This window comes from Ketobacter sp. GenoA1, from assembly GCF_003671475.1.
Taxonomy (GTDB): Bacteria; Pseudomonadota; Gammaproteobacteria; order Pseudomonadales; family Ketobacteraceae; genus Ketobacter.
Genome location: NZ_RCHM01000045.1, coordinates 52,450 through 70,833, shown reverse-complemented (window position 1 = coordinate 70,833; position 18,384 = coordinate 52,450). Strand labels below are relative to the sequence as shown.

Annotated in this window: 13 protein-coding genes; 8 read left to right on the top strand and 5 right to left on the bottom strand. The window is 55.4% G+C overall.

The window, feature by feature from the left end:
* The first annotated feature begins 170 nt into the window (after positions 1-170).
* The 4 genes from trpD (at position 171) to D9N13_RS20890 (ending at position 2,714) form a co-directional block, all read left to right on the top strand.
* Positions 171-1,208: an anthranilate phosphoribosyltransferase gene (gene trpD / locus D9N13_RS20905; protein WP_290594283.1), complete on the top strand. Its 1,038-nt coding sequence runs from the start codon at positions 171-173 to the stop codon at positions 1,206-1,208.
* The gene (gene trpC / locus D9N13_RS20900; RefSeq protein WP_290593912.1) at positions 1,201-2,010 is read left to right on the top strand and encodes an indole-3-glycerol phosphate synthase TrpC; all 810 of its coding nucleotides are present in this window, start codon (positions 1,201-1,203) and stop codon (positions 2,008-2,010) included. The genes trpD and trpC overlap by 8 nt, the downstream gene beginning before the upstream one ends.
* Before the next feature lie 192 nt (positions 2,011-2,202).
* A complete protein-coding gene (locus D9N13_RS20895) occupies positions 2,203-2,406 on the top strand; it encodes a hypothetical protein (protein WP_290593911.1) in 204 nt (67 codons plus the stop codon).
* Positions 2,407-2,552: 146 nt separating this feature from the next.
* Positions 2,553-2,714 (top strand): hypothetical protein, encoded by a 162-nt coding sequence (locus D9N13_RS20890; RefSeq protein ID WP_290593910.1) that lies wholly within the window; start codon positions 2,553-2,555, stop codon positions 2,712-2,714.
* Between the two features lie 87 nt (positions 2,715-2,801).
* Here the strand turns inward: D9N13_RS20890 and D9N13_RS20885 are convergent, their stop codons facing one another.
* Both D9N13_RS20885 and D9N13_RS20880 read right to left on the bottom strand, forming a co-directional pair.
* Entirely contained in the window at positions 2,802-6,284 is a 3,483-nt protein-coding gene (locus tag D9N13_RS20885; protein ID WP_290593909.1) for a translocation/assembly module TamB domain-containing protein, read from the bottom strand.
* On the bottom strand, positions 6,281-7,990 hold the full coding sequence (locus tag D9N13_RS20880; RefSeq protein ID WP_290593908.1) for an autotransporter assembly complex protein TamA: 1,710 nt from the start codon (positions 7,988-7,990) through the stop codon (positions 6,281-6,283). The genes D9N13_RS20885 and D9N13_RS20880 overlap by 4 nt, the downstream gene beginning before the upstream one ends.
* A 219-nt stretch (positions 7,991-8,209) precedes the next feature.
* Here D9N13_RS20880 and D9N13_RS20875 point away from each other — a divergent pair, with 219 nt between their 5' ends.
* Positions 8,210-9,772: a carboxylesterase/lipase family protein gene (locus tag D9N13_RS20875; RefSeq protein WP_290593907.1), complete on the top strand. Its 1,563-nt coding sequence runs from the start codon at positions 8,210-8,212 to the stop codon at positions 9,770-9,772.
* A gap of 91 nt (positions 9,773-9,863) precedes the next feature.
* On the opposite strand, the gene D9N13_RS20870 is transcribed toward D9N13_RS20875, so the two are convergent.
* Both D9N13_RS20870 and D9N13_RS20865 read right to left on the bottom strand, forming a co-directional pair.
* On the bottom strand, positions 9,864-12,224 hold the full coding sequence (locus D9N13_RS20870; protein WP_290593906.1) for a hypothetical protein: 2,361 nt from the start codon (positions 12,222-12,224) through the stop codon (positions 9,864-9,866).
* 310 nt (positions 12,225-12,534) lie between these two features.
* Positions 12,535-14,901, bottom strand: a complete 2,367-nt coding sequence (locus D9N13_RS20865) for a hypothetical protein (RefSeq protein ID WP_290593905.1) — start codon at positions 14,899-14,901, stop codon at positions 12,535-12,537.
* Between the two features lie 320 nt (positions 14,902-15,221).
* Here D9N13_RS20865 and D9N13_RS20860 point away from each other — a divergent pair, with 320 nt between their 5' ends.
* Together D9N13_RS20860 and D9N13_RS20855 are read left to right on the top strand one after the other, a co-directional pair.
* Positions 15,222-15,509 carry a DUF1244 domain-containing protein gene (locus D9N13_RS20860; protein ID WP_290593904.1) on the top strand — a complete coding sequence of 96 codons (288 nt, stop codon included), beginning with the start codon at positions 15,222-15,224 and terminating at the stop codon, positions 15,507-15,509.
* Positions 15,510-15,544: 35 nt separating this feature from the next.
* On the top strand, positions 15,545-16,093 hold the full coding sequence (locus D9N13_RS20855) for a DUF1569 domain-containing protein (RefSeq protein WP_290593903.1): 549 nt from the start codon (positions 15,545-15,547) through the stop codon (positions 16,091-16,093).
* Here the strand turns inward: D9N13_RS20855 and D9N13_RS20850 are convergent.
* Positions 16,081-17,640 (bottom strand): response regulator, encoded by a 1,560-nt coding sequence (locus tag D9N13_RS20850; protein ID WP_290593902.1) that lies wholly within the window; start codon positions 17,638-17,640, stop codon positions 16,081-16,083. The genes D9N13_RS20855 and D9N13_RS20850 overlap by 13 nt on opposite strands.
* 164 nt (positions 17,641-17,804) lie before the next feature.
* Here D9N13_RS20850 and D9N13_RS20845 point away from each other — a divergent pair, with 164 nt between their 5' ends.
* Entirely contained in the window at positions 17,805-18,383 is a 579-nt protein-coding gene (locus tag D9N13_RS20845; RefSeq protein WP_290593901.1) for a YfiR family protein, read from the top strand.
* The last annotated feature ends 1 nt before the right edge of the window (position 18,384 follow it).

The following is an 18,384-nucleotide window of genomic DNA, read 5'->3' as shown; positions in this document are numbered from 1 at the left end:
GTGCCCCCGGGAGATTTCTAGCGGGCTAATCAGGGTAGGAAGCCACCGGGGCCATAGCGAATATTAACTCCCACCGATGGTGGCATTGCTCTGGGGCTATCGCGGGGGTTACAAGCCCTGATTTATGGTAGGATTGCGGCAAATTTATCGTGTACGAGTACGTGTCCAGCATGAACATCCAGCAAGCCATCAAGCAGGTAATTGAGCGTCAGGATCTGACGGAAGCCGAAATGTCAGAGGTGATGAACCAGATAATGACCGGACAGGCCACCCCGGCCCAGATCGGTGGCTTTCTGGTGGGATTGTGCATGAAAGGGGAGACGGTTGATGAAATCACCGGTGCCGCCCGGGTCATGCGCCAGCTGGCCACCCCGGTTGCGGTGCAGGCGGATAACCTGGTGGATACCTGTGGCACCGGTGGTGATGGTTCCAGAACGTTCAATATATCCACCACGGTGGCCTTTGTGCTGGCGGCAGCCGGTGGCAAAGTTGCGAAACACGGTAATCGCTCGGTGTCCAGCGTCAGTGGCAGTGCCGACGTACTGGAAGCAGCCGGTGTCTACCTGGGCATCAGTCCACAGCAAGTGGCGCGCTGTGTGGAAACCATTGGGGTGGGCTTTATGTTTGCTCCCGCCCATCACAGCGCCATGAAACACGCCATCGGGCCGCGCAAGGAGATGGGCGTACGCACCGTCTTCAATCTGCTGGGGCCCCTCACCAATCCCGCGGGTGCCAAACGTCAGGTAATGGGGGTGTATTCGCGCCACTGGGTAGGTCCCATTGCCGAGGTACTGCAACGCTTGGGCTGTGAGCATGTGTTGGTAGTGCACGCAGCAGACGGTATGGATGAGATCAGTATCGGTGCTGAAACCTTTGTCGCAGAGGCTACTCCGACGGAGGTTAAGGAATATGTTATACAACCGGAAGATTTCGGTATGGCGCGTGCGTCATTGGACAGCCTGGCGGTGAGCAGCGTGGAAGACAGCCTGGCCACCATCAAAGCCGTGCTGGGCAAGGAGCCTGGCCCTGCCGCCGACATCGTTGCCTTAAATGCCGGAGCGGCCATTTATGTGGCGGGCCTGGCGGATTCCATCAAAGAAGGTGTCGCGTTGGCGCAGGATGCCATCGGCAGCGGTCTGGCTTATGCCAAACTGAATGAACTGGCGCAATTAAGTAAAGTGTTTCAACAGGAAAACGGCTGTGAGTAGCGTACACAACGACACCCCAACGGTACTGAAGAACATTGTGGCCCGCAAATGGGAAGAGGTGGCAGAACGTAAAGTTCAGCAATCTGAAGCTGCCCTGTTGGCAAAAATTCAGCGGGCCGATGCGCCCCGCGGGTTTGTGCAAGCCATGCAGAAAAACCTGCAGGCCGGGCGCTCAGCGGTGATTGCGGAAGCCAAAAAGGCTTCCCCCAGCAAGGGTGTGATCCGCCAGCAATTTGATCCCGCCGCCATTGCCAGATCCTATGAGGAGGGGGGCGCATCCTGTTTAAGTGTACTCACCGATCGGGATTTTTTTCAGGGTCATGAAACCTACCTGCAGCAGGCCCGGGCTGCCTGCTCCCTGCCGGTGATACGCAAGGATTTTATTGTTGATCCTTATCAGGTGTTGGAAGCCCGCGCCATCAATGCGGATTGTATTTTGCTGATTGCAGCCTGTTTGTCTGATCAGCAGATGAGCGATCTGGCGGCGGCCGCTGTTGAGTTGGGGATGGATGTGCTGATTGAGGTGCATGATCGCCATGAGTTGGAACGCTCATTGCCCCTGAACCAGACGCTGGTGGGCATTAATAATCGCAACCTGCATACTTTTGATGTCAGCCTCGATACCACTTTTGAGTTGTTGCCACATATTCCTGAACAGAGGATTGTGGTGACGGAAAGCGGTATACTGTCCCGCGATGACGTGGAGCAAATGCGCGCCCATGCAGTGGATGCCTTCCTGGTGGGTGAGACCTTTATGCGCGCGAAACAACCGGGTCAGAAACTGAAGGAGTTGTTTTTTTAGCTTAATAGGTTGGTAAACACCACTTTGGGACGATGAGTAGCCATTGCATCCGGGTTAAAATTTGGGTTATCAGTGTATACTAAGTCATTCTGTTGTTGATTTTGATCAGTCTCAAATCAGGTCAATCTGATAACGTTGCTGCATGGCGCAGTGACTTACAATAACGAATGAAAGCAAAGACGGGGAAAATACATGCAATTAATCGCAATACTGGGTGTGCTGGTGGCAGTGAATCTCGGCATCGTATACGTTGGGTCTGAGGCTGTCGACGAAAGTCAGCCGCAGGTTGAAGGTGTGGTGGAAGTGGAAGCGGTGGATGCCACTGAAGCGCCTGCCGCCGAACAGTCTATGGACGCTCAGCCAGCACAAGAAAGCAGCGATGCTGCGGCCCAGTAAACACTGCTGGTGAGACTGTTTAGTCAAACATAAAGTCCGGTATTTGTGGCCAAAATCCACATAGTTGGCGCCTTGAACACTGGTATATGGCGTGTATCTGGAGTATTTTGCCCGTTACCGCTCGCAGTATTCGATAGGAGAACATTATGGGACACGTAATCGCAATCTTTGGAACCCTGATTGCACTGAACCTTGGATTTGGGTACTGGCTGTCAGAGGAAAATGCGGCGGCTGAACCTGAGGAAGGCGTGGTTGAAGTTGAAGAAGTGCCTGTCGACGACGCGGTAGCGCCTCAGGAAGAGCAGTAGTACGGCAGCAGCAAGGTTAATCCCGATTATAAAAAAGCCCCGATCGAGATCGGGGCTTTTTTATTGCGCTGTTGAGTGCCGCGGTCGTCAATCCCGGTCAAACGACCAGAGGATATCAAAGGCGTTACTTTTGCCGCTGATCACTTCGGCATAGAGGTTTTTGTGTATGCGGTACTTCAATGTGAGGGTGTTCACGGACTCGAACATGCCCACGCCATAGCGAATCATCAAGTCCGATGTGATGTATCCGCTGAGCCCCACTTCACTGCGGTTTTCTGTGGAACCGGTGCTCAAGGTGAGATCCTGGATACCCAGTTTTTCCCCGGCTTTGCGGGTGAAACCACTACGGGATTCCAGCGCCATGGACAGTGCCGCCTCTGCGGCCACACTGGAAGAGTCCTGGTTGGGGTCGGTATTGGGCGCACGGCCGGTGAGCAGGTAGTGGAATTTTTCCTGTTGCGGCATTTCCGGAATGGAATAAATGGCAATCTCCGGATTTTTGGCACGGCCGGTAACCCGAATGCCCACCACCACATTGTCATTGATATTGTCTCGCGTCGCGGAGAGCCGCAATTGGGGGTTGTCCAGCTCATCGATGAAGATCAAGTCCCCATCGCTGATGCTGAGCGACTGGCCGTAAGCCTGGTAGGTTCCATCTTCCAGGCGAATAATGCCTTTAGCCCGCAAAAGGTCGGACTGTTGTTGATGGATGCTCATTTGCCCGGTGAGATTGGTTTCCAAACCATACCCTTTGAAGTGAACATCGTCCCCTAACGTCAGGTTGAGGCGGGTGGAAATGTCCAGTTCATTCTGTGTGCTGTTGTCAGCATCGACGATAACCGCATCCGAGGACACCGAAACGGCTTGCTCCGGCAGGGATTTCAGCGCAATGCGTGCTTTGGGCACTTGAATGTCGCCGTTAATGTTCAACGAATGCGGTGTGAGATTGAAACTGATGTCCGGCTTCACATAAATCAGAATGTCATCGGTGGGCTGATAAGCCAGGGTGTCTGAACGAAAGCTGACTTTGCTCCACCACTGAGGCTGTTGCCAATTGAATATACCTTGCAGTTGGCCTGGCTTGTTGTTGGCGGTGAATTGGCCGGACAAGCGCGCAATCCGCTGTTCAGTGGTGAGTGTAATACGAATATTTTCGATGGGCAGAGGCAACATGATGGTGTGAATCTCACCCTGTTCCAGCGTTGCCTGTCCTTCCACTGAGGGTGAATCCAGATTGCCGCCGATACGGAAGTCGCCCGCCACCACACCTTTGATGTGATCGCCTTCCTCTTCCAGCAACCAACGGGAAAACGGTTCAATGATAAACTCCGTCAGTGCGGCGTTACCTTTCAGTTGTCGGTTATCCATGGTCAGGATGCCTTCACTGTTGCCGGCATCGGATTCAATCAGCCAGTTGATGTCGGCTCGGTCGCCCACCATGGAGGCGCTGACTTGGGTGTGCGTTAGTCGCAGGGGCACGGAGTGGGATTGGTTATCGAACAGTGTCAGCCGGGTATCGTCACTGTTCAGGGTCGCTGTCACCGCCAGCTCCGGCGTTATCGCAATATCGGCGCTGAGATCCACCTGACCATCGAGCCCCATGCCCTGCGGCAACCAGGGTTTTAACCAGGCCAGATAAAGCCGGTTGCCCTGCAGCTTTATGGGGCTGGAGTGGCCGCTGCTGATACTGAAGGCTTCTTGCAGGCACAATGCGCTGCCTTCTAAGCGGTAACAGAACGGGGTCACCCGAATGCCGGCCTGCTGGCTTATGTCCACCTCAAATGATTGTTGCAGCGTCCAGGTTTGTGGGGGATCCAGATAAGCCACATCAAACGTGCTTTGGGTGCAGTTTGCGTGCCACTGGTCGAACTGGATCTGCGACGGGTTAACAGCTAGCTGGCCGTTGCAGTTCAGGGCCAGCCGGTTGCCTTGCTGTTCCTGTACCTGCAGGTAGGCTTTGTGTTGTTGCGCATGGCCGCGAAGCTTCAGGTCACCTTCAAGGATCAACTGGTCGGCCAGTTGCAGTGCCTGTACCTGAAGGTGGAGTCTGTTGGCGCGCTCTGACAATGGAGCCCAATCGATATCGGCCCATGCCCGGCCGAGCGTGAGATCGTTGTACTGTATCTGGCGGGCGGTTAAGGTGCCCTGGATGGTGGGCATTTGCAGGGCGCCCTTTAGCTTCAGATTGGCGTGCAGAGAGCCCTGCAGTTGCGGCAGTATCTGCGCCAGGGAGTCCAGTTCCAGCTTCACCTGCAGGTTACTGTCACCAGCCAGGGACAGGGTACCGTTGGCCTGGGCTCGGTTGCGGTCCTGCTGGATATCAATGTTGTTCAGGTTTATCTCATTACCCTTCAGATTGAGGTTGCCGTCCAGCTGCCAGGGGGTCTCAAACAGCGAACCGGTGAGCTGATCCAGGTCGATGTCCACCTGCAGCGTATCGTCGGCCAGCTGACCCTGGTGCAGGATGCTGCCACTGGCCTGCCCCTGCAGTTGATCAGTGAACTGGGCAAACGCAACGCTGTCCATCCGGCTTTCTGCCTGCCAGGAGAGCGTGGGTGAAAACAACACAGTGCCCTGGGTGGCGACATCGCCCTGCGGCAACTGCAGGCGCAGGCTTTTAACATCCAGCTGTTGCATCGTTGCCGCCAAGTCAGCCGAGGATTGCAGGGGCGAGGGGAACAGCGGGCTGCTCAGTTCCGCCTGCAGTTTGGCCGTAACCTTGTCCAGTGTACCCTCGGCATCGATATGGGCGCTGTTGAGGGTAATGGCATCCTGTTCCAAGGGGTAGGTAAACGGGCTCAGCAGGGACAGCCGTGCCTGGAACGGAAGCTTGTCAGCAAGCAGGGCCAGTTGCAGGTTAAGCTTGCTGCTGAGCTCGCCCTGGGTTGTCGCCCTCACGCTCAGCGCGTCCAGGTCACCGCTGGCCTTCGCCGTAATCCGGGTAAAAGGATAGTGTGCTGTGTCGCACTGCAGGGTGAGACGCAACGGGTAGCGACGGGTTAAGCGGATGCTGCTCTCACCTTGCCAGCGACAAAGGTCATCTTGTGCCTGAAAGCCGTGCAGGCTGATGCGGTTGTGAATGGCCTCGGCCGCCAGCGTAATCGCCTGCGCCTGATAGAGTGTTGCATCCTGCTGGCGGATACTCAGTTGTTGGATGTTGAGTTGGTTCAGGCTAACCGGGACAGGGATGGAGACGCTGGGTAACTGCACAGGTTTGTCATCCGCGGCGGCGGGCTCCCTGTGCAGCAACGTCACGGTAAGGGATTCTATGGTAAGGGATCGAAGGCAAACGGCCAGTTGCCACAGGCAGCCGGGGCGAATATGCAACGCGGCCGTTTCCACCTGGACGTCGGTCATCTGATCCTGATAGCGCAGGTCAAAGCCAAGCCCCCCAGCCAGCGAGCCCTGTACGTTGTTGATGTCCAGCGCAGGTACGCGGTTGGCGATTTCTTGCAGCAGCAGCTGGTTGGCGCGGGGGCTGTAACTGATCCAGATCAGTGATGCCAGCAGCGCCAGCATCAGGGCCAGTATAACCACCACAATCCGAAAACTGATTCTGGCCGCGCTCATAGCAGCATCCCCAGATAGATATGCACGCGCGGTGAGGATTTATCTTCACCGGTGATGGGTTTGGCGATATCAAAGGAAAACGTGCCTATGGGTAAGTGCCAGCGCAGACCGAAACCCGCCCCGGAGTGGAAGGGATCGTGGCTGGAAATAAAGGTACGGCCGGTGTCGGCGAAGGTGGCCAGGCTCCATTCTTCATTCAAGGCGTATTGGTATTCAACGCTGAACACATTGAGAAACTGGCCGCCCAGCAAATCGCCGTCTTCATCTTCCGGTGCCAGTGAATTGTATTTATAGCCGCGCACGGTCTGGTCACCACCTGTATAGAAGCGTTTCGACAGGGGTACGCTGTAGAAATTGTTGGTCATGATGCCACCCAGTTCAAAGCGGGTGGCGATGGTATGGAGGCTGGTGATGTGCCAGGTGTAAGACGCACCAATGGCAGTGGACAGGAACTGGGTATCTTCCTGCAGCACGTTAAAACCCAGTGACGCATCCAGCCAGTATTTCAAGATGGCGGTTGGGTTGTTGCGTTCTCCAAACAACAGCCGCTCCATGTAGTGATAGTTGGGAAGCAGGTAGGTGATGCTTTCTTCCGGGTTGTCCCCCTGGCGATAGTTTTCGTTCTCCAGGTTGACGCCCACACTGTACTGCCATTGTTTGCGCAGAGAGCGCTTCAAGGCAATACCGGTGGTGAACACCGAAGATTCACGGTCGGTGGTTTCTTCGCGTTTCCAGCCGGTTTCCAGGCTCAGGTAGCGTTCCAGGGGGTGAGGCCAGGGAATGCGGTATTGCAGCGAAATCTCTTCGCCGATTTGTGAAACCTGCAGATTGCTATAGATGTCATCACCACGATTATTGACCCGCGACCGGGTCCAGCCCAATTTGCCCCGCGCACCGGTGTTGGTGCCATAGCCGATACCGGTGGTGAACTGATCCTTTGGCTGATCTTCCAACTGGAGGTTCAGGGTGGCTTGGTCCGGTGGTGTTTTCTCCACATCAATTACCGCATTTTTAAAATAACCAGTGGTAAGCAGGTCTTCATACAACAGGCCGATTCTATCAGCGTTGTAGTACTCACCTTCCTGTATTTTTACCAGTGCCATGGTGGTTTTATCGGATAAGCCACTGCCCTGGGTGCGAATCTCGGTAATGCGATAGCGTTGCCCGGGGCTCATGTGCAGTAACACGTCCGCATGCTGCTCCTCAGTGTTGATCAGTAACTGGCTGCGCTCCCAGGTGGCATCCAGAAATCCCTGTTGGCGTAGCCTCACCAACAGATCCTTTTTGTAGTTGTCGTAGCTGCTGTGGTTGATCGGCTGGCCGGCTTTGAAAGGCGGGGAGCGCAACAGTTTCATGGTGGCGTCGTTGAGGTCGTGTTCCGGCAGGGGCACCGTTATCTGAATGTGGCGCCATACCACCGGCGTGCCGGGATCGATGTTCAATTGCACCGAGGACGCTGTCCATTCACTCTGGATACTTGGCTCGTAGTAGCCGTAGGGCTGCAGTGCTTTGGTAACGGCATTGTGCAGCGTACGGCGGATGCTGTCGTCGTCTCCTCTGGGTAAGGATTCATAGCGGGATAAGTGCAGCTCAACGTTCTCCCGCAATTTGCCTCCCACGCCACTGATGTTGATCTCCAGCTTGGCCTGGACATAACAGGGCATCAGCAACAGGCCCACCAGCAGCCAGACGGGGAGTCTCTGCATCAGCTTAAAGCGTCTCAAGTGGCCGTTCGACGATGGAAAGATGAGATTGTCTGAGAATGGAAATAGCACAGCCCTGTGTTGAATGTTATTCGGTCACCACCATGGTCTACATGGCCAAATAGGGATAGTCCGCCTGCCATTTTAGTCGTTGGCGGATAGCATGTACATGGATGCCCGTTCCCGGGTTCAGACAATAACAAAGAAAATAGAGGTGGCAATATGGAAGCGCAAAATGAGCGTGCTACATGGCAGCGCTGGTTGGGTGTCATGTCGTTAATGGCAGCCAGCCTGCTGTTCAGCGGCTGTCATGACGAACTGCATGTGAAGGTTAAGACCGGTGGCTGGGTAACCGGTATCTGGCACGATGGAGAAGAAGGCGGGGCGCGGGCGTTCCTGGGCATTCCCTATGCGAAGCCACCGCTGGGTGAGCTGAGGTTCCAGCCGCCAGAACCGGCCGCGCGCTGGCGTGGAGAGTGGCAGGCCACTGAGTTTGGACCATCCTGCATGCAGAATCCCGGTGCACTGTCGGCCACCGGTGAACTCAGTGAAGATTGCCTGACCGTTAATGTGTACAGCCCCCAGAACCCGGACTATGGCAGTTTGCCGGTGATGGTGTTCATACATGGGGGGGCCTTTGTGGCCGGGGGGTCGAATCAGTACGACGGCTGGCGGCTGGCGGAAGAGTACGGGACAGTGGTGGTGACCCTTAACTATCGTCTTGGTGCCCTGGGTTTCCTGTCTCACCCTGAACTGGATCTGGAAATGGGTGTGCCGCAATCGGGCAACCTGGCGCTGAAAGACCAGCAATTGGCGCTGAAGTGGGTACAGCAGAATATTGCCGCCTTTGGTGGCGATCCGGCGCGGGTGACTCTGTTTGGTGAATCCGCCGGTTCCATGAGTGCCTGCGTGCACATGGTGGCGCCGGGCAGCCAGAATCTGGCCAGTGCGTTTATTCTGGAAAGTGCCGTCTGCGTGGGTGGGCTGCCCCTCAACAGCAAGCCACAATCGGATGCCGTAGGTGAGGCCCTGATGCAGAATTTCTGCGCTGAAGCAGCGGACCCACTGGCCTGTCTGCGGGAGGTACCCGCCGCGGAGCTGGTGGCCTGGGGTGCCGATGCCGGTATATTCGGTGCCGGATGGGCGCCGACGGTGGTGCCGGAAAGCGACATACTGCCGGCGCCGCCGGTGGCGCTGATTGAGGCCGGCCAATATAACCAGGGGCCGGTGATTGTGGGTACCAATCGCAACGAGTGGGGTTTGTTCCAGCTGATTGGTGCCGCCGATAGCGTGGCCGATACGGCGGGCCTTTACCAATACATCGATGGTACTTATCCGCCGGCGCTGGCGACACCGTTGAAAGCTCTGTACGCACCGCCTTCGGATGCCCTTGCCAACGCCAAACTGGTTGAGCTGATCACAGATCAGGTGTTTCGATGTCCTGCCCGGGAATTTGCACGGCGGGTTCAGGCCATGGGATCGGATGTGTGGTTGTACAGCTTTGATCACTTGCCGGCCTTTCACGCCATGGAACTGCCTTATGTGTTCGGTAATCCCAGTGCGACGTTGGCGCCGGTATTGAATGAAGCCGTACGGGTTGCAGTGCAGGGATACTGGACTCAGTTTGCCTACAGCGGTGACCCCAATCAGCCGCCGTTGCCACTGTGGCCCAAGTATGATGCGCAGTCCGATATGAGCATCAGCCTGCAGGAGACACCGGTGGTGGAACAGGGGTTGGCAGCCGGCACCTGTGATTTCTGGAGTGCGTTGTCTGCAGGGCAGTAACCGCGGCAAGGTTTTTGGCCTTGCGGGATAGCCAAGCATAAAAAAACCGGCCACCAGGGCCGGTTTTTTTATGCTTGGAAGAAAGCGCGCTTTACTCTGTGACTTCCTCTGTCGCTTCCTGTGCCACCTCTGTGGTGAAGGTCACCACCGGGCAGGACAGTTCACGTTTCAACAGTGGTGTACGGGAGCAGACTTCCACAGTGTGCTCACCGGCCAGCAAGCGGCTCAGACGAATCTCGTCACGACGCTTCCAGATGGACCAGCCACCGCCGTCAACCCGGTAGCGGTATTCCAGGAAGCCCAGATCCGGGTTGGGGTTGAGACCGTCAATGTCGATGGTGACTTCACCATTGTTGACGGTGACCGCGTTTGAAGTGACCACACCCAACTCGTTAACAGATTCAACTTCAACAGTCACATCTTCGGTGACTACGTCTTCCACTGTGGTGGAGGGCGCGGCAGCCGCCTGGGTTACGCTCACCGGAATCAGATCACCGGCCAGAGACAGGTTGTTGTTACCGGAACCGGCAATCCAGAAGTCACGCATATAGAGGGTATGTTCGTAAATGCGCGGCAGCGGTACCACTTTCAGTTTTTCTGCCAGGCGCGGCATTACGGCCGGCATGAAGAAATCCAGTGTGGAGTTGATGAAGCCCGGTGGCAGCAGAATCATGCCGGTGGCATCGGTTTCCGTGATGTAGATGATCGGTAGTTGTTCGATACCGATGCTCAGGAAGCCATCTTCGGTGGAGTTCACTTCGAAAGGCACTTCCAGATTAAAGGTAACACCGAACAAGGTGCGGTACTCGCCCCATTCTGCTTTGTACAGATCGAAGGTGAGTTTAACGTCGTACCAGGCAAAGACACCGGCTGCGCCATCGGCTGGCATCAACTTGATATAAGGCGCAGAGGCCGGCTCGATACGCATGCCGATCTGATCAGCGGAATCAATTTCAGAGTCCGCCGGCGTGTACACGGCGATACCATCGGGTGTGGCGTTGGCGTAGAAGCCGGGGCTGATGTCCATGGTGGTGACGCCGGCTTCATGTGCTGCGTGCAGGGCCTGGTTGATTACGTTGGAAGAAATGGAGGCGCCGAAATGGAAAGGCTCGCCATCCGGTGTGGTGGCACCCATGGTGGGGGTTTCACCTTCAACATACAGTGAACCCAGCGCGCCGGGAATGCCTTCCGGAGGCTCCGGTGCCCAGATGCGGGTGCCCAGATCAACAGACACACCGTTTTCCTTGGAATCGAGGAAGAAAGGCAGGGCACGGATATTCAGGGTTTCACCATCATCCAACGTGACCAACTGCAGCGTGATGGGGATGTCTTTAATGAAATCCGACACGATGGGAATAATGATCTGTTCCAGAATATCGATGAACAGGTTTTCGAACAGCGGTGCCAGGATAGCAACGATGGCGCTGGTAATGTCATCGAAGATATTCAGAATGCCGCTGGTGTTGGTGAAATCAATATTGGGATAGGTGTGATTGATCTGGGTGCCGGACAGGTTGATGTCCAGATCCGCGTCGACAATATCCAGCAACAGGTCGGTGCCCAGGTCCACTTCGTCAAACTGCAGGGTGCCGCCACTGCTGTAAGGAATCAGGAAACCGATGGTACCGTTCAGATTAATACCGAAAATAAAGTTGTCGACATAGATGTCGGTGTCCAAGCGCTCGTTATCCAGCACCGTCAGGTCGATGTCCACATCGTCAAAGTAGAAGTCGGTGATGCGCAGGTTCAGGTTGAACAGGCCGAAGGTGTTGATCAGTTCGATGTTGCCAATGCCGTCCACGATGTCCTGGAAGTCAGCACCATTCAATTCCTGCTCAAGTACGCTGATCAGAAAATCAAAGCCGCCCTGGTTCAGGCGCGCGGAAATCCCCACAAATTCATTGTCGCCACGGGCATACTCAGTGGTTTTACTCTGGCCGAAACCGTCCACCGCAACAAACGTGTTGAAAGGCTGGTCGGTAAACGAGGCTGTGAAACTGTTGCCCGCCCCCAATTCCAGGGCAACACCATCCAGCATCACGCTTTCCACGCCGCCGGGATCGGATACATAACCGGTGACGGTCAGGGCGTCACGGTCGGTATCCATAATGTGAATCTCGGGGCCTTCCGTATCGTAGTAGAAGGCCACCTGCTTGATCTGGTTATAGCCTTTGACCCGGAAGATATTGCGACCAGGGAACACCTGATCCGCCAGTAAGCTGCCGTCGGCGGTGGCACCCGTATCCGTGACCGTAAAGGCGCTGGTTACATCAGCGGTGTTGAGCTGGATGGCGAGATCCGAAGGTGCAACACTGCCGGTAAAAGCGATCTGAAAAGAGAGAGGTTTTTCGGTGGAAACTGCGTTGTTGGAGGGAGCTACAATGTTGGCTTGCTCACAGGCAGCCAGCCCCAATACCGCAACCAGAAAGAGTATGCGTTTAAAAGTATTCACGTTGAGTGCCTCGATACTTTGTATTATTGGTATAAGAGTTAACGTTATTTTATGTGGCGATTCCGCTCTTGTTACTGACATTGGCGAATGCGCAACTGGTAATCCCCAACCCGACTTCCGAGGGTACCTTTAACCATCGTACTAGATTCGTACGGACAGTAAATAGTCTTTTTGTATATTGATAAACCTATAGGTGTTTACCGGTGCCGATTTTTTGGCGATTTGTAACGCAAATAACCATTGGCTAACACTTCAGCAACAAAAAAGCCGGCTGACGCCGGCTTTCGATAATAGATCTATAAGTGGTGGGTTATTCTGCGACGGTGGTGGTGAATTCCACCACCGGACAGTCGGTTTCCTCTTTCATCAGCGCACTGCGGGAACAGATCCGCACACTGTGGTCACCGGCCAGGAAACTGTCGATGTCGATGCTGCTGCGTTCCTTCCAGGCACTCCAGCCGCCGCCATCGATCTTGAACCGGTACTGCAGCCCCCCGTATTCAGGGTTGGGGTTGGTGCCGGAAATACGGATATTGACGGCGCCGTTGTTCAGGGTGACGGAATTGGTGCTGACGATGCCGCCGGTGACGGATTCCATCTCAACGGTGGTTTGCCGATACGTTACGTCATCAATATTGGTGGTGGGGGCCGCCGCATTCTGCACCAGGGCGATGGGTATCAGTTTGCCGGCCAGCGCCAGGGTATTGTTACTGTCGCTGCCGCCTTCAACCCAGAACTCTTCCATGAACAGGGTATGGTCGAAGATGCTGGGCAGGGGAATGACCTGCAGTTGGTTGGCCAGCAGCGGCAGTACCATCGGTATCACGTACTCTACGGTGCTGTTGATAAAGCTGGCTGGCAGCGGCAGGATGCCGGAGGCGTCGGTCTGGGTGACTTCGATGATCGGCAGTTGCTCTATTGAGAGCGCCAGGTAGCCTCCAAAGGTGGAATTGATTTCAAAGGGCACTTCAACATTGATGGTCGCCCCGAAAATGGTGCGGTATTCCCCCCAGCTCTCCCGGTAGAGATCCAGCGACACGGTGAGGTCGTACCAGTACAGGGTTCCCGCTGCGCCTTCGGCATTGCCAAGGGTCACATAGGGCGCCGAAGCCGGGGTGATGCGGATCCCCACCAGGTCACCTTCCAGGATGGCGTCATTCAGTGTGCTGCTGCCTTGATAGAAGCCGGGCCCCAACTCCATTGTGGTGAGGCCGGAATCGTGGGCGGCGACCAAAATCTGATTTAATACGTTGGCGGACAGGGCCACGCCGAAATCAAAGGTGGAACCGTCCGGTGTGGTGGCGGGCATGATAGGCGCGATACCGTTCACATAGAGGGAACCCAAAGCGGTGGGAACGGTGGCCGGTGGTGTGGGGGCCGATGCATTGGTGGCCAGGCGCACGCTCAGGCCGGTGGCGGTGGTGTTCAGGTAGTCCGGGGTTGCGGTGAAATCGATATTGGCGCCATTACCGTCGATGTTTTCCAGGCTCACGCCGATCGAAAGCTCAGACAGGAACTCGGAAACCAGCGGCATAATGAGGTAGTCCACCAGTGTTGTAATCAAGTCGTTGAACAGGGACAGCATGACATCCAGCAACGCATCCACGATGATGCTGGCGATGTTGTCAAACAGGGCGATACCGGTGGCGTCCAGTTGGATATCCAGGCCGGACACGTTGAGATCGGTGTTGTTGGTATCCAGGTCGATGTCGCCGTTGTTGACACTCATGGCCAGCAGCGTCACCACATCCAGGTAGTTGTTACCGCCACCATCATCGGTGGTGTTGACCACAGCGCCTACTTCCAGGCCCCGCAACAGGCCAAAGATATCCAGTACATAGTCGATATTGCTCAGTTGCAGGCCCACCACCATATTTTCAGCGTAGAGGCCCACATCCAGCCGTTCACTGGGTTGCAGGTTCAGGCCCAGATCCAGGTTTTCCATGTACAGGTCGGTGATTTCCACATCCACTGACATACCCAGGTCAGGAATGGTGATGGTCACCGGCCCCAAGGCAGCCAGAATAGGCGCCATATCGGCACCGGACAGGGTTTGCTCAAGGATCGGGGTGAGGAAATCCAGGCCACTCTGGCTCAGGTACGCAGACAGGCCATTAAAGGTATTGTCGTTGCGGGCAAAGGTGGTGGTACTGGTCTGGTTGAAATTATCGATGGCTTCGAAGCGGTTGAAAGCCTGATCGTTGTAGCTGGTGGTGAAACGGTTATTGGCATCCAGCGTCAGGGCTACACCATCCAGGCTGACAGCGGCGATACCGGCCGGGTCGCTGACATAACCGGTGACGGTTTGGGTATCCCGGTCGGCTGCCAGGATGTGAATCGCCGGGCCGGTGGTGTCGTAGTAAAACACCACCTGCTTCATTTGTGTGCCGGTGGCGACCCGAAACAGGTTGCGCCCCGAATAGACGTAATCGGCCAGCAGTGATCCATCCGCGCTGGCTCCGGCCTCTGTTACCGTGAACAGGTCGGTGACGTCGGTGCTGTTAAGTTGCATGGACAGGGTCGCGGGTATTTTGCCGTCTGGGAATGTGATCTGGAAGCTGGCGGGCTTGGTGGTTGCCACCGCATTGTCCGTGGGCGCCACTATGTTGGCCTGCTCGCAGGCAGCCAGGCCAATGGCGGTCACCAGGCACAGTATCCGGGTCAGTGTGGTCAGCATATATCCCTCATAAAATTTTTATAAAACAAATGGTTGTTGGAGTTTGTCGGCACTGGAACAGGTTTACCAATGCTGTGCCCCAATGAGTCTCAGCCTTTGCCGAGGCGTAAGACAAAATAATCTGGCTGTATCGTAATGATAGGGGGGCGGATCAAATAATAAACAAAAAAATCGTCGCTTTATGCCACTGTCTGTATAAGCGCTTATCGCTGTGTAATGATGTGTAATCGCAGCTGGCGCAGGGCGCGCGGGTCGTCTAGCAGTCTACGGCCTACCAGGCCCGGATCCTGGCATGGCTAAACCAGAGGAGATAAACGGAATTGGATAAGCAAACAGAAATCGAAGCAGCGGTGTTCAGGCGTTTACTGGAGCACCTGGATAACAACAAGCAGGTACAGAATATTGAGCTGATGAATCTGGCTGGATTCTGCCGCAACTGCCTTTCCAAATGGATGGTGACTGCTGCGCAGGAGCGTGGGGTAGCGTTGGATTACGAGGCTGCCAGGGAGCAGGTATACGGCATGCCCTACCCGGAATGGAAAGATCGCTACCAGACTCAAGCCACGCCAGAGCAGCTGGCCGCTTTCAATAACCGGGATCAGAGCTGACCCGATTGACCTACTGACGCAGGATCACATCATCAATGAAGCGCAGACAGTTTATTGCCCTTGGCGGGCTGGCCCTGGCATCGACCCCACTGCGGGCCGTGGCGCCGGACCGGCCCTCTGATCAGCCGGCAGTCCCCCTGGCCGAGACACTGACCATGACTGCCGCATTGCAGACTCTGGATCAGCTGCGCGCAGCACAGGTTACCAACCGGGGCACGTGGAATCTGTATCAGGTCTACACCCACCTGGCGCAGAGTGTGGAATACTCCATGAGTGGTTACCCCGAGCACAGGTCATGGTTGTTCAAGAACTCGGTGGGCTCTATCGCGTTTGCGGTGTTCGCCGTTAAGGGCTCCATGAACCACAACCTGGAGGAAGCCATCCCCGGAGCGCCCCCTCTGCAACCGGTGGGTGATGCGGAGCAGGCGCTGCAGCGGTTGCGCCAGTCCCTGCTGGTGTTCCGGGATTTTGATGGCCCGTTGCAGCCGCACTTTGCCTATGGGGAGCTGTCCTGGCGGGAGTACGAGCAGGCCCATGTAATGCACCTGAACAACCATCTTGAGGCCTTCGTTCAGTCCGGATAGTGTTCGCGGAAGCGGGTGAATTCATCGATGTTGTCCAGCAGAATGTCCACCAACCGGGGATCGAATTTTACTCCGGCCAGAGCGTGAATCTCTTGCTTGATGGCGTCGATGGGCCAGGCCTCCTTGTAACAGCGTTTGCTGCCCAGGGCATCGAATACGTCTGCCAGTGCGGTGATGCGTCCGGCGATGTGGATGTTCTCACCGGACAGGCCACTGGGGTAGCCACTGCCATCCCAATTCTCGTGATGTTCCTTGGCGATGATGGCGGCCATGTTCAAGAGCGGCTTCTTGGAGCTGTTCAGCATTTCGTAACCGATATGGGCGTGGGTTTTCATGGTTTCCCATTCCTCGGGTTCAAAACGGCCGGGCTTGTTGAGGATTTTATCCGGTATGGCAATTTTGCCAATATCATGTAGCGGTGACGCCAGTTTGATATTGGATGCCTGCATCTCGTCCAGCCCGTATTTTCGCGCCAGCAATTCCGAGATCAGCGCAACCCTTTTTACATGGCCTCCGGTTTCCTTGGAGCGCTTTTCCACCGCTTCACCCAGGCGGTAAATCAGTTCCCGCTGGGTGGCTTCGATTTCCTGATGCAGGTTGCGATTTTCCAGTGCAATGGCGACGTTATTGGAATAGATTTCCAGCAGGTGCAATTCCAGGTCGCTGAGGTTATTGCCCGGGCATACATAGAGCAAATGTTCATTGCCGTTTTTGGTAACGAAATAGCCGAAGAACGCGTTGTCAATATTCATGCTCTTGCGCGCGGTCAGCACCTGATCAAAGCCGTCTTTGATCTCAGGGGGAATGGCTTTGCTATGGGACTTTTCCATCAGCTCGGCAATGTTGCCGGTGGTGGCAATGATTTCGTAGTGGTCGGTGTTTTTGCCGTGGCTGGCGGCCATGGCCCGTACCGCCGATGCGTAGATGGAATCATGCTCGATATACAGCAGATTACTGATCTGCTCCAGCACTGCAGAAGCAAAGGATTCCATGGAAAAGTTCTGGTAGATGGTTGAGGTGGCGGTGATTACCCGTTCCAGGCCCCGGCGGCTGCGCTCAATGGTGATGATGTCCCGGTAAGAACGCAATGCGGCGTACACCAGGGTTTTCATTTTGATATCAGTGAGTTCAGTTTTGTCTTTGTAATCATTGATGTCGTAATCTTCAATCACCTGATGCTCCGGAGCCTGGCCAGGTTGTCCGGTGCGCAAAACCAGGCGGATACGGGGGTTGTCCAGTTCGCGGCGAATCCAGTCCACCAGATCCAGCCCGGCGCGATCATTTTCCATCACCACATCCACCAGGGCCAGTGCGATATCCGGATTATCGGCCAGGATGGATCTGGCTTCCTGAGCGGAGTAGGCATGCAGAAAATGCAGGGGGCGCCTGTCAAAACGAATCTTGCTTAGTACCAATTTGGATACTTTGTGCACCTCTTCCTCGTCGTCGATGATGAGGATATTCCAGGGGATGGCGGCTTCGGTTTCAACTTCCTGATTGGCGGGCGTTGTTTCATCCGCTGCAAAGAGCAGGCTGTCGTCCGTCATAATATTAAATCCTTTTATTCTGTTGGGGTTTCAGTCTCCTGTCTTTGAAGAATAGCTCTAATGCAGGAACCAACCAGTCCGGCGGTCTATAATGATTCTACAGCACAGGGAACGCTCAAAGAAAAGGGTGGTAGAGGCGTACATGCACAGGATGTCAGCGGACCATGAAGTACTGCACTAATGCCAGGCGGGTAGCAGGGGCATTCTGGTGGTTCGGGATTTGCCTGCTGTTTGCCGGTGTGTTGAATACGGGTAACGCACAAGTTATTGATAAATTGACTTATAACGAAGTGCAGGCCGCTTATATCTATAAGATAGCCAGCCTCGTCAGTTGGCCCGACGGCACCCACTTTGAGCATTTCACGGTTTGCGTGGTGGAGCCGGCCGAGGAAGTGTCCCGTTTTATCCGCGATGCCGTCGGCAAACGCACTATCAATGGACTTCCTGTGGTGGTGATTCAGCTGAGCGCTGATCGCCTGGTTTCCGCTGCAGATTTTTCCCCCTGCCAACTGGTTTATTTGCTGGAGCCGGTCCACAATCAGGCCATCCCGGACGTCGCTGAGCAACCCCATGGCACACCGGTTATATGGGTTTCTGCACCGTCGGTGCAAGCCAACGGCACCGCGTTGTTTGAGTTGGCATTGGAAGGGCGACGACTGGTGATCTATGTTAACCGTGAACAGTTGCGCAGCAGTGGATTGCAGGTGGCCGCCCCTCTGTTGTCTGTGGCCAGGCCGAGGTGAC

Coding starts and splice junctions, on each gene's coding strand:
- D9N13_RS20855 (WP_290593903.1), top strand. CDS start 15,545: ATGAAGCGCAGACAGTTTATTGCCCTTGGCGGGCTGGCCCTGGCATCG.
- D9N13_RS20875 (WP_290593907.1), top strand. CDS start 8,210: ATGGAAGCGCAAAATGAGCGTGCTACATGGCAGCGCTGGTTGGGTGTC.
- D9N13_RS20885 (WP_290593909.1), bottom strand. CDS start 6,284: ATGAGCGCGGCCAGAATCAGTTTTCGGATTGTGGTGGTTATACTGGCC.
- D9N13_RS20850 (WP_290593902.1), bottom strand. CDS start 17,640: ATGACGGACGACAGCCTGCTCTTTGCAGCGGATGAAACAACGCCCGCC.
- D9N13_RS20890 (WP_290593910.1), top strand. CDS start 2,553: ATGGGACACGTAATCGCAATCTTTGGAACCCTGATTGCACTGAACCTT.
- D9N13_RS20845 (WP_290593901.1), top strand. CDS start 17,805: ATGAAGTACTGCACTAATGCCAGGCGGGTAGCAGGGGCATTCTGGTGG.
- D9N13_RS20865 (WP_290593905.1), bottom strand. CDS start 14,901: ATGCTGACCACACTGACCCGGATACTGTGCCTGGTGACCGCCATTGGC.
- trpD (WP_290594283.1), top strand. CDS start 171: ATGAACATCCAGCAAGCCATCAAGCAGGTAATTGAGCGTCAGGATCTG.
- D9N13_RS20880 (WP_290593908.1), bottom strand. CDS start 7,990: ATGCAGAGACTCCCCGTCTGGCTGCTGGTGGGCCTGTTGCTGATGCCC.
- D9N13_RS20895 (WP_290593911.1), top strand. CDS start 2,203: ATGCAATTAATCGCAATACTGGGTGTGCTGGTGGCAGTGAATCTCGGC.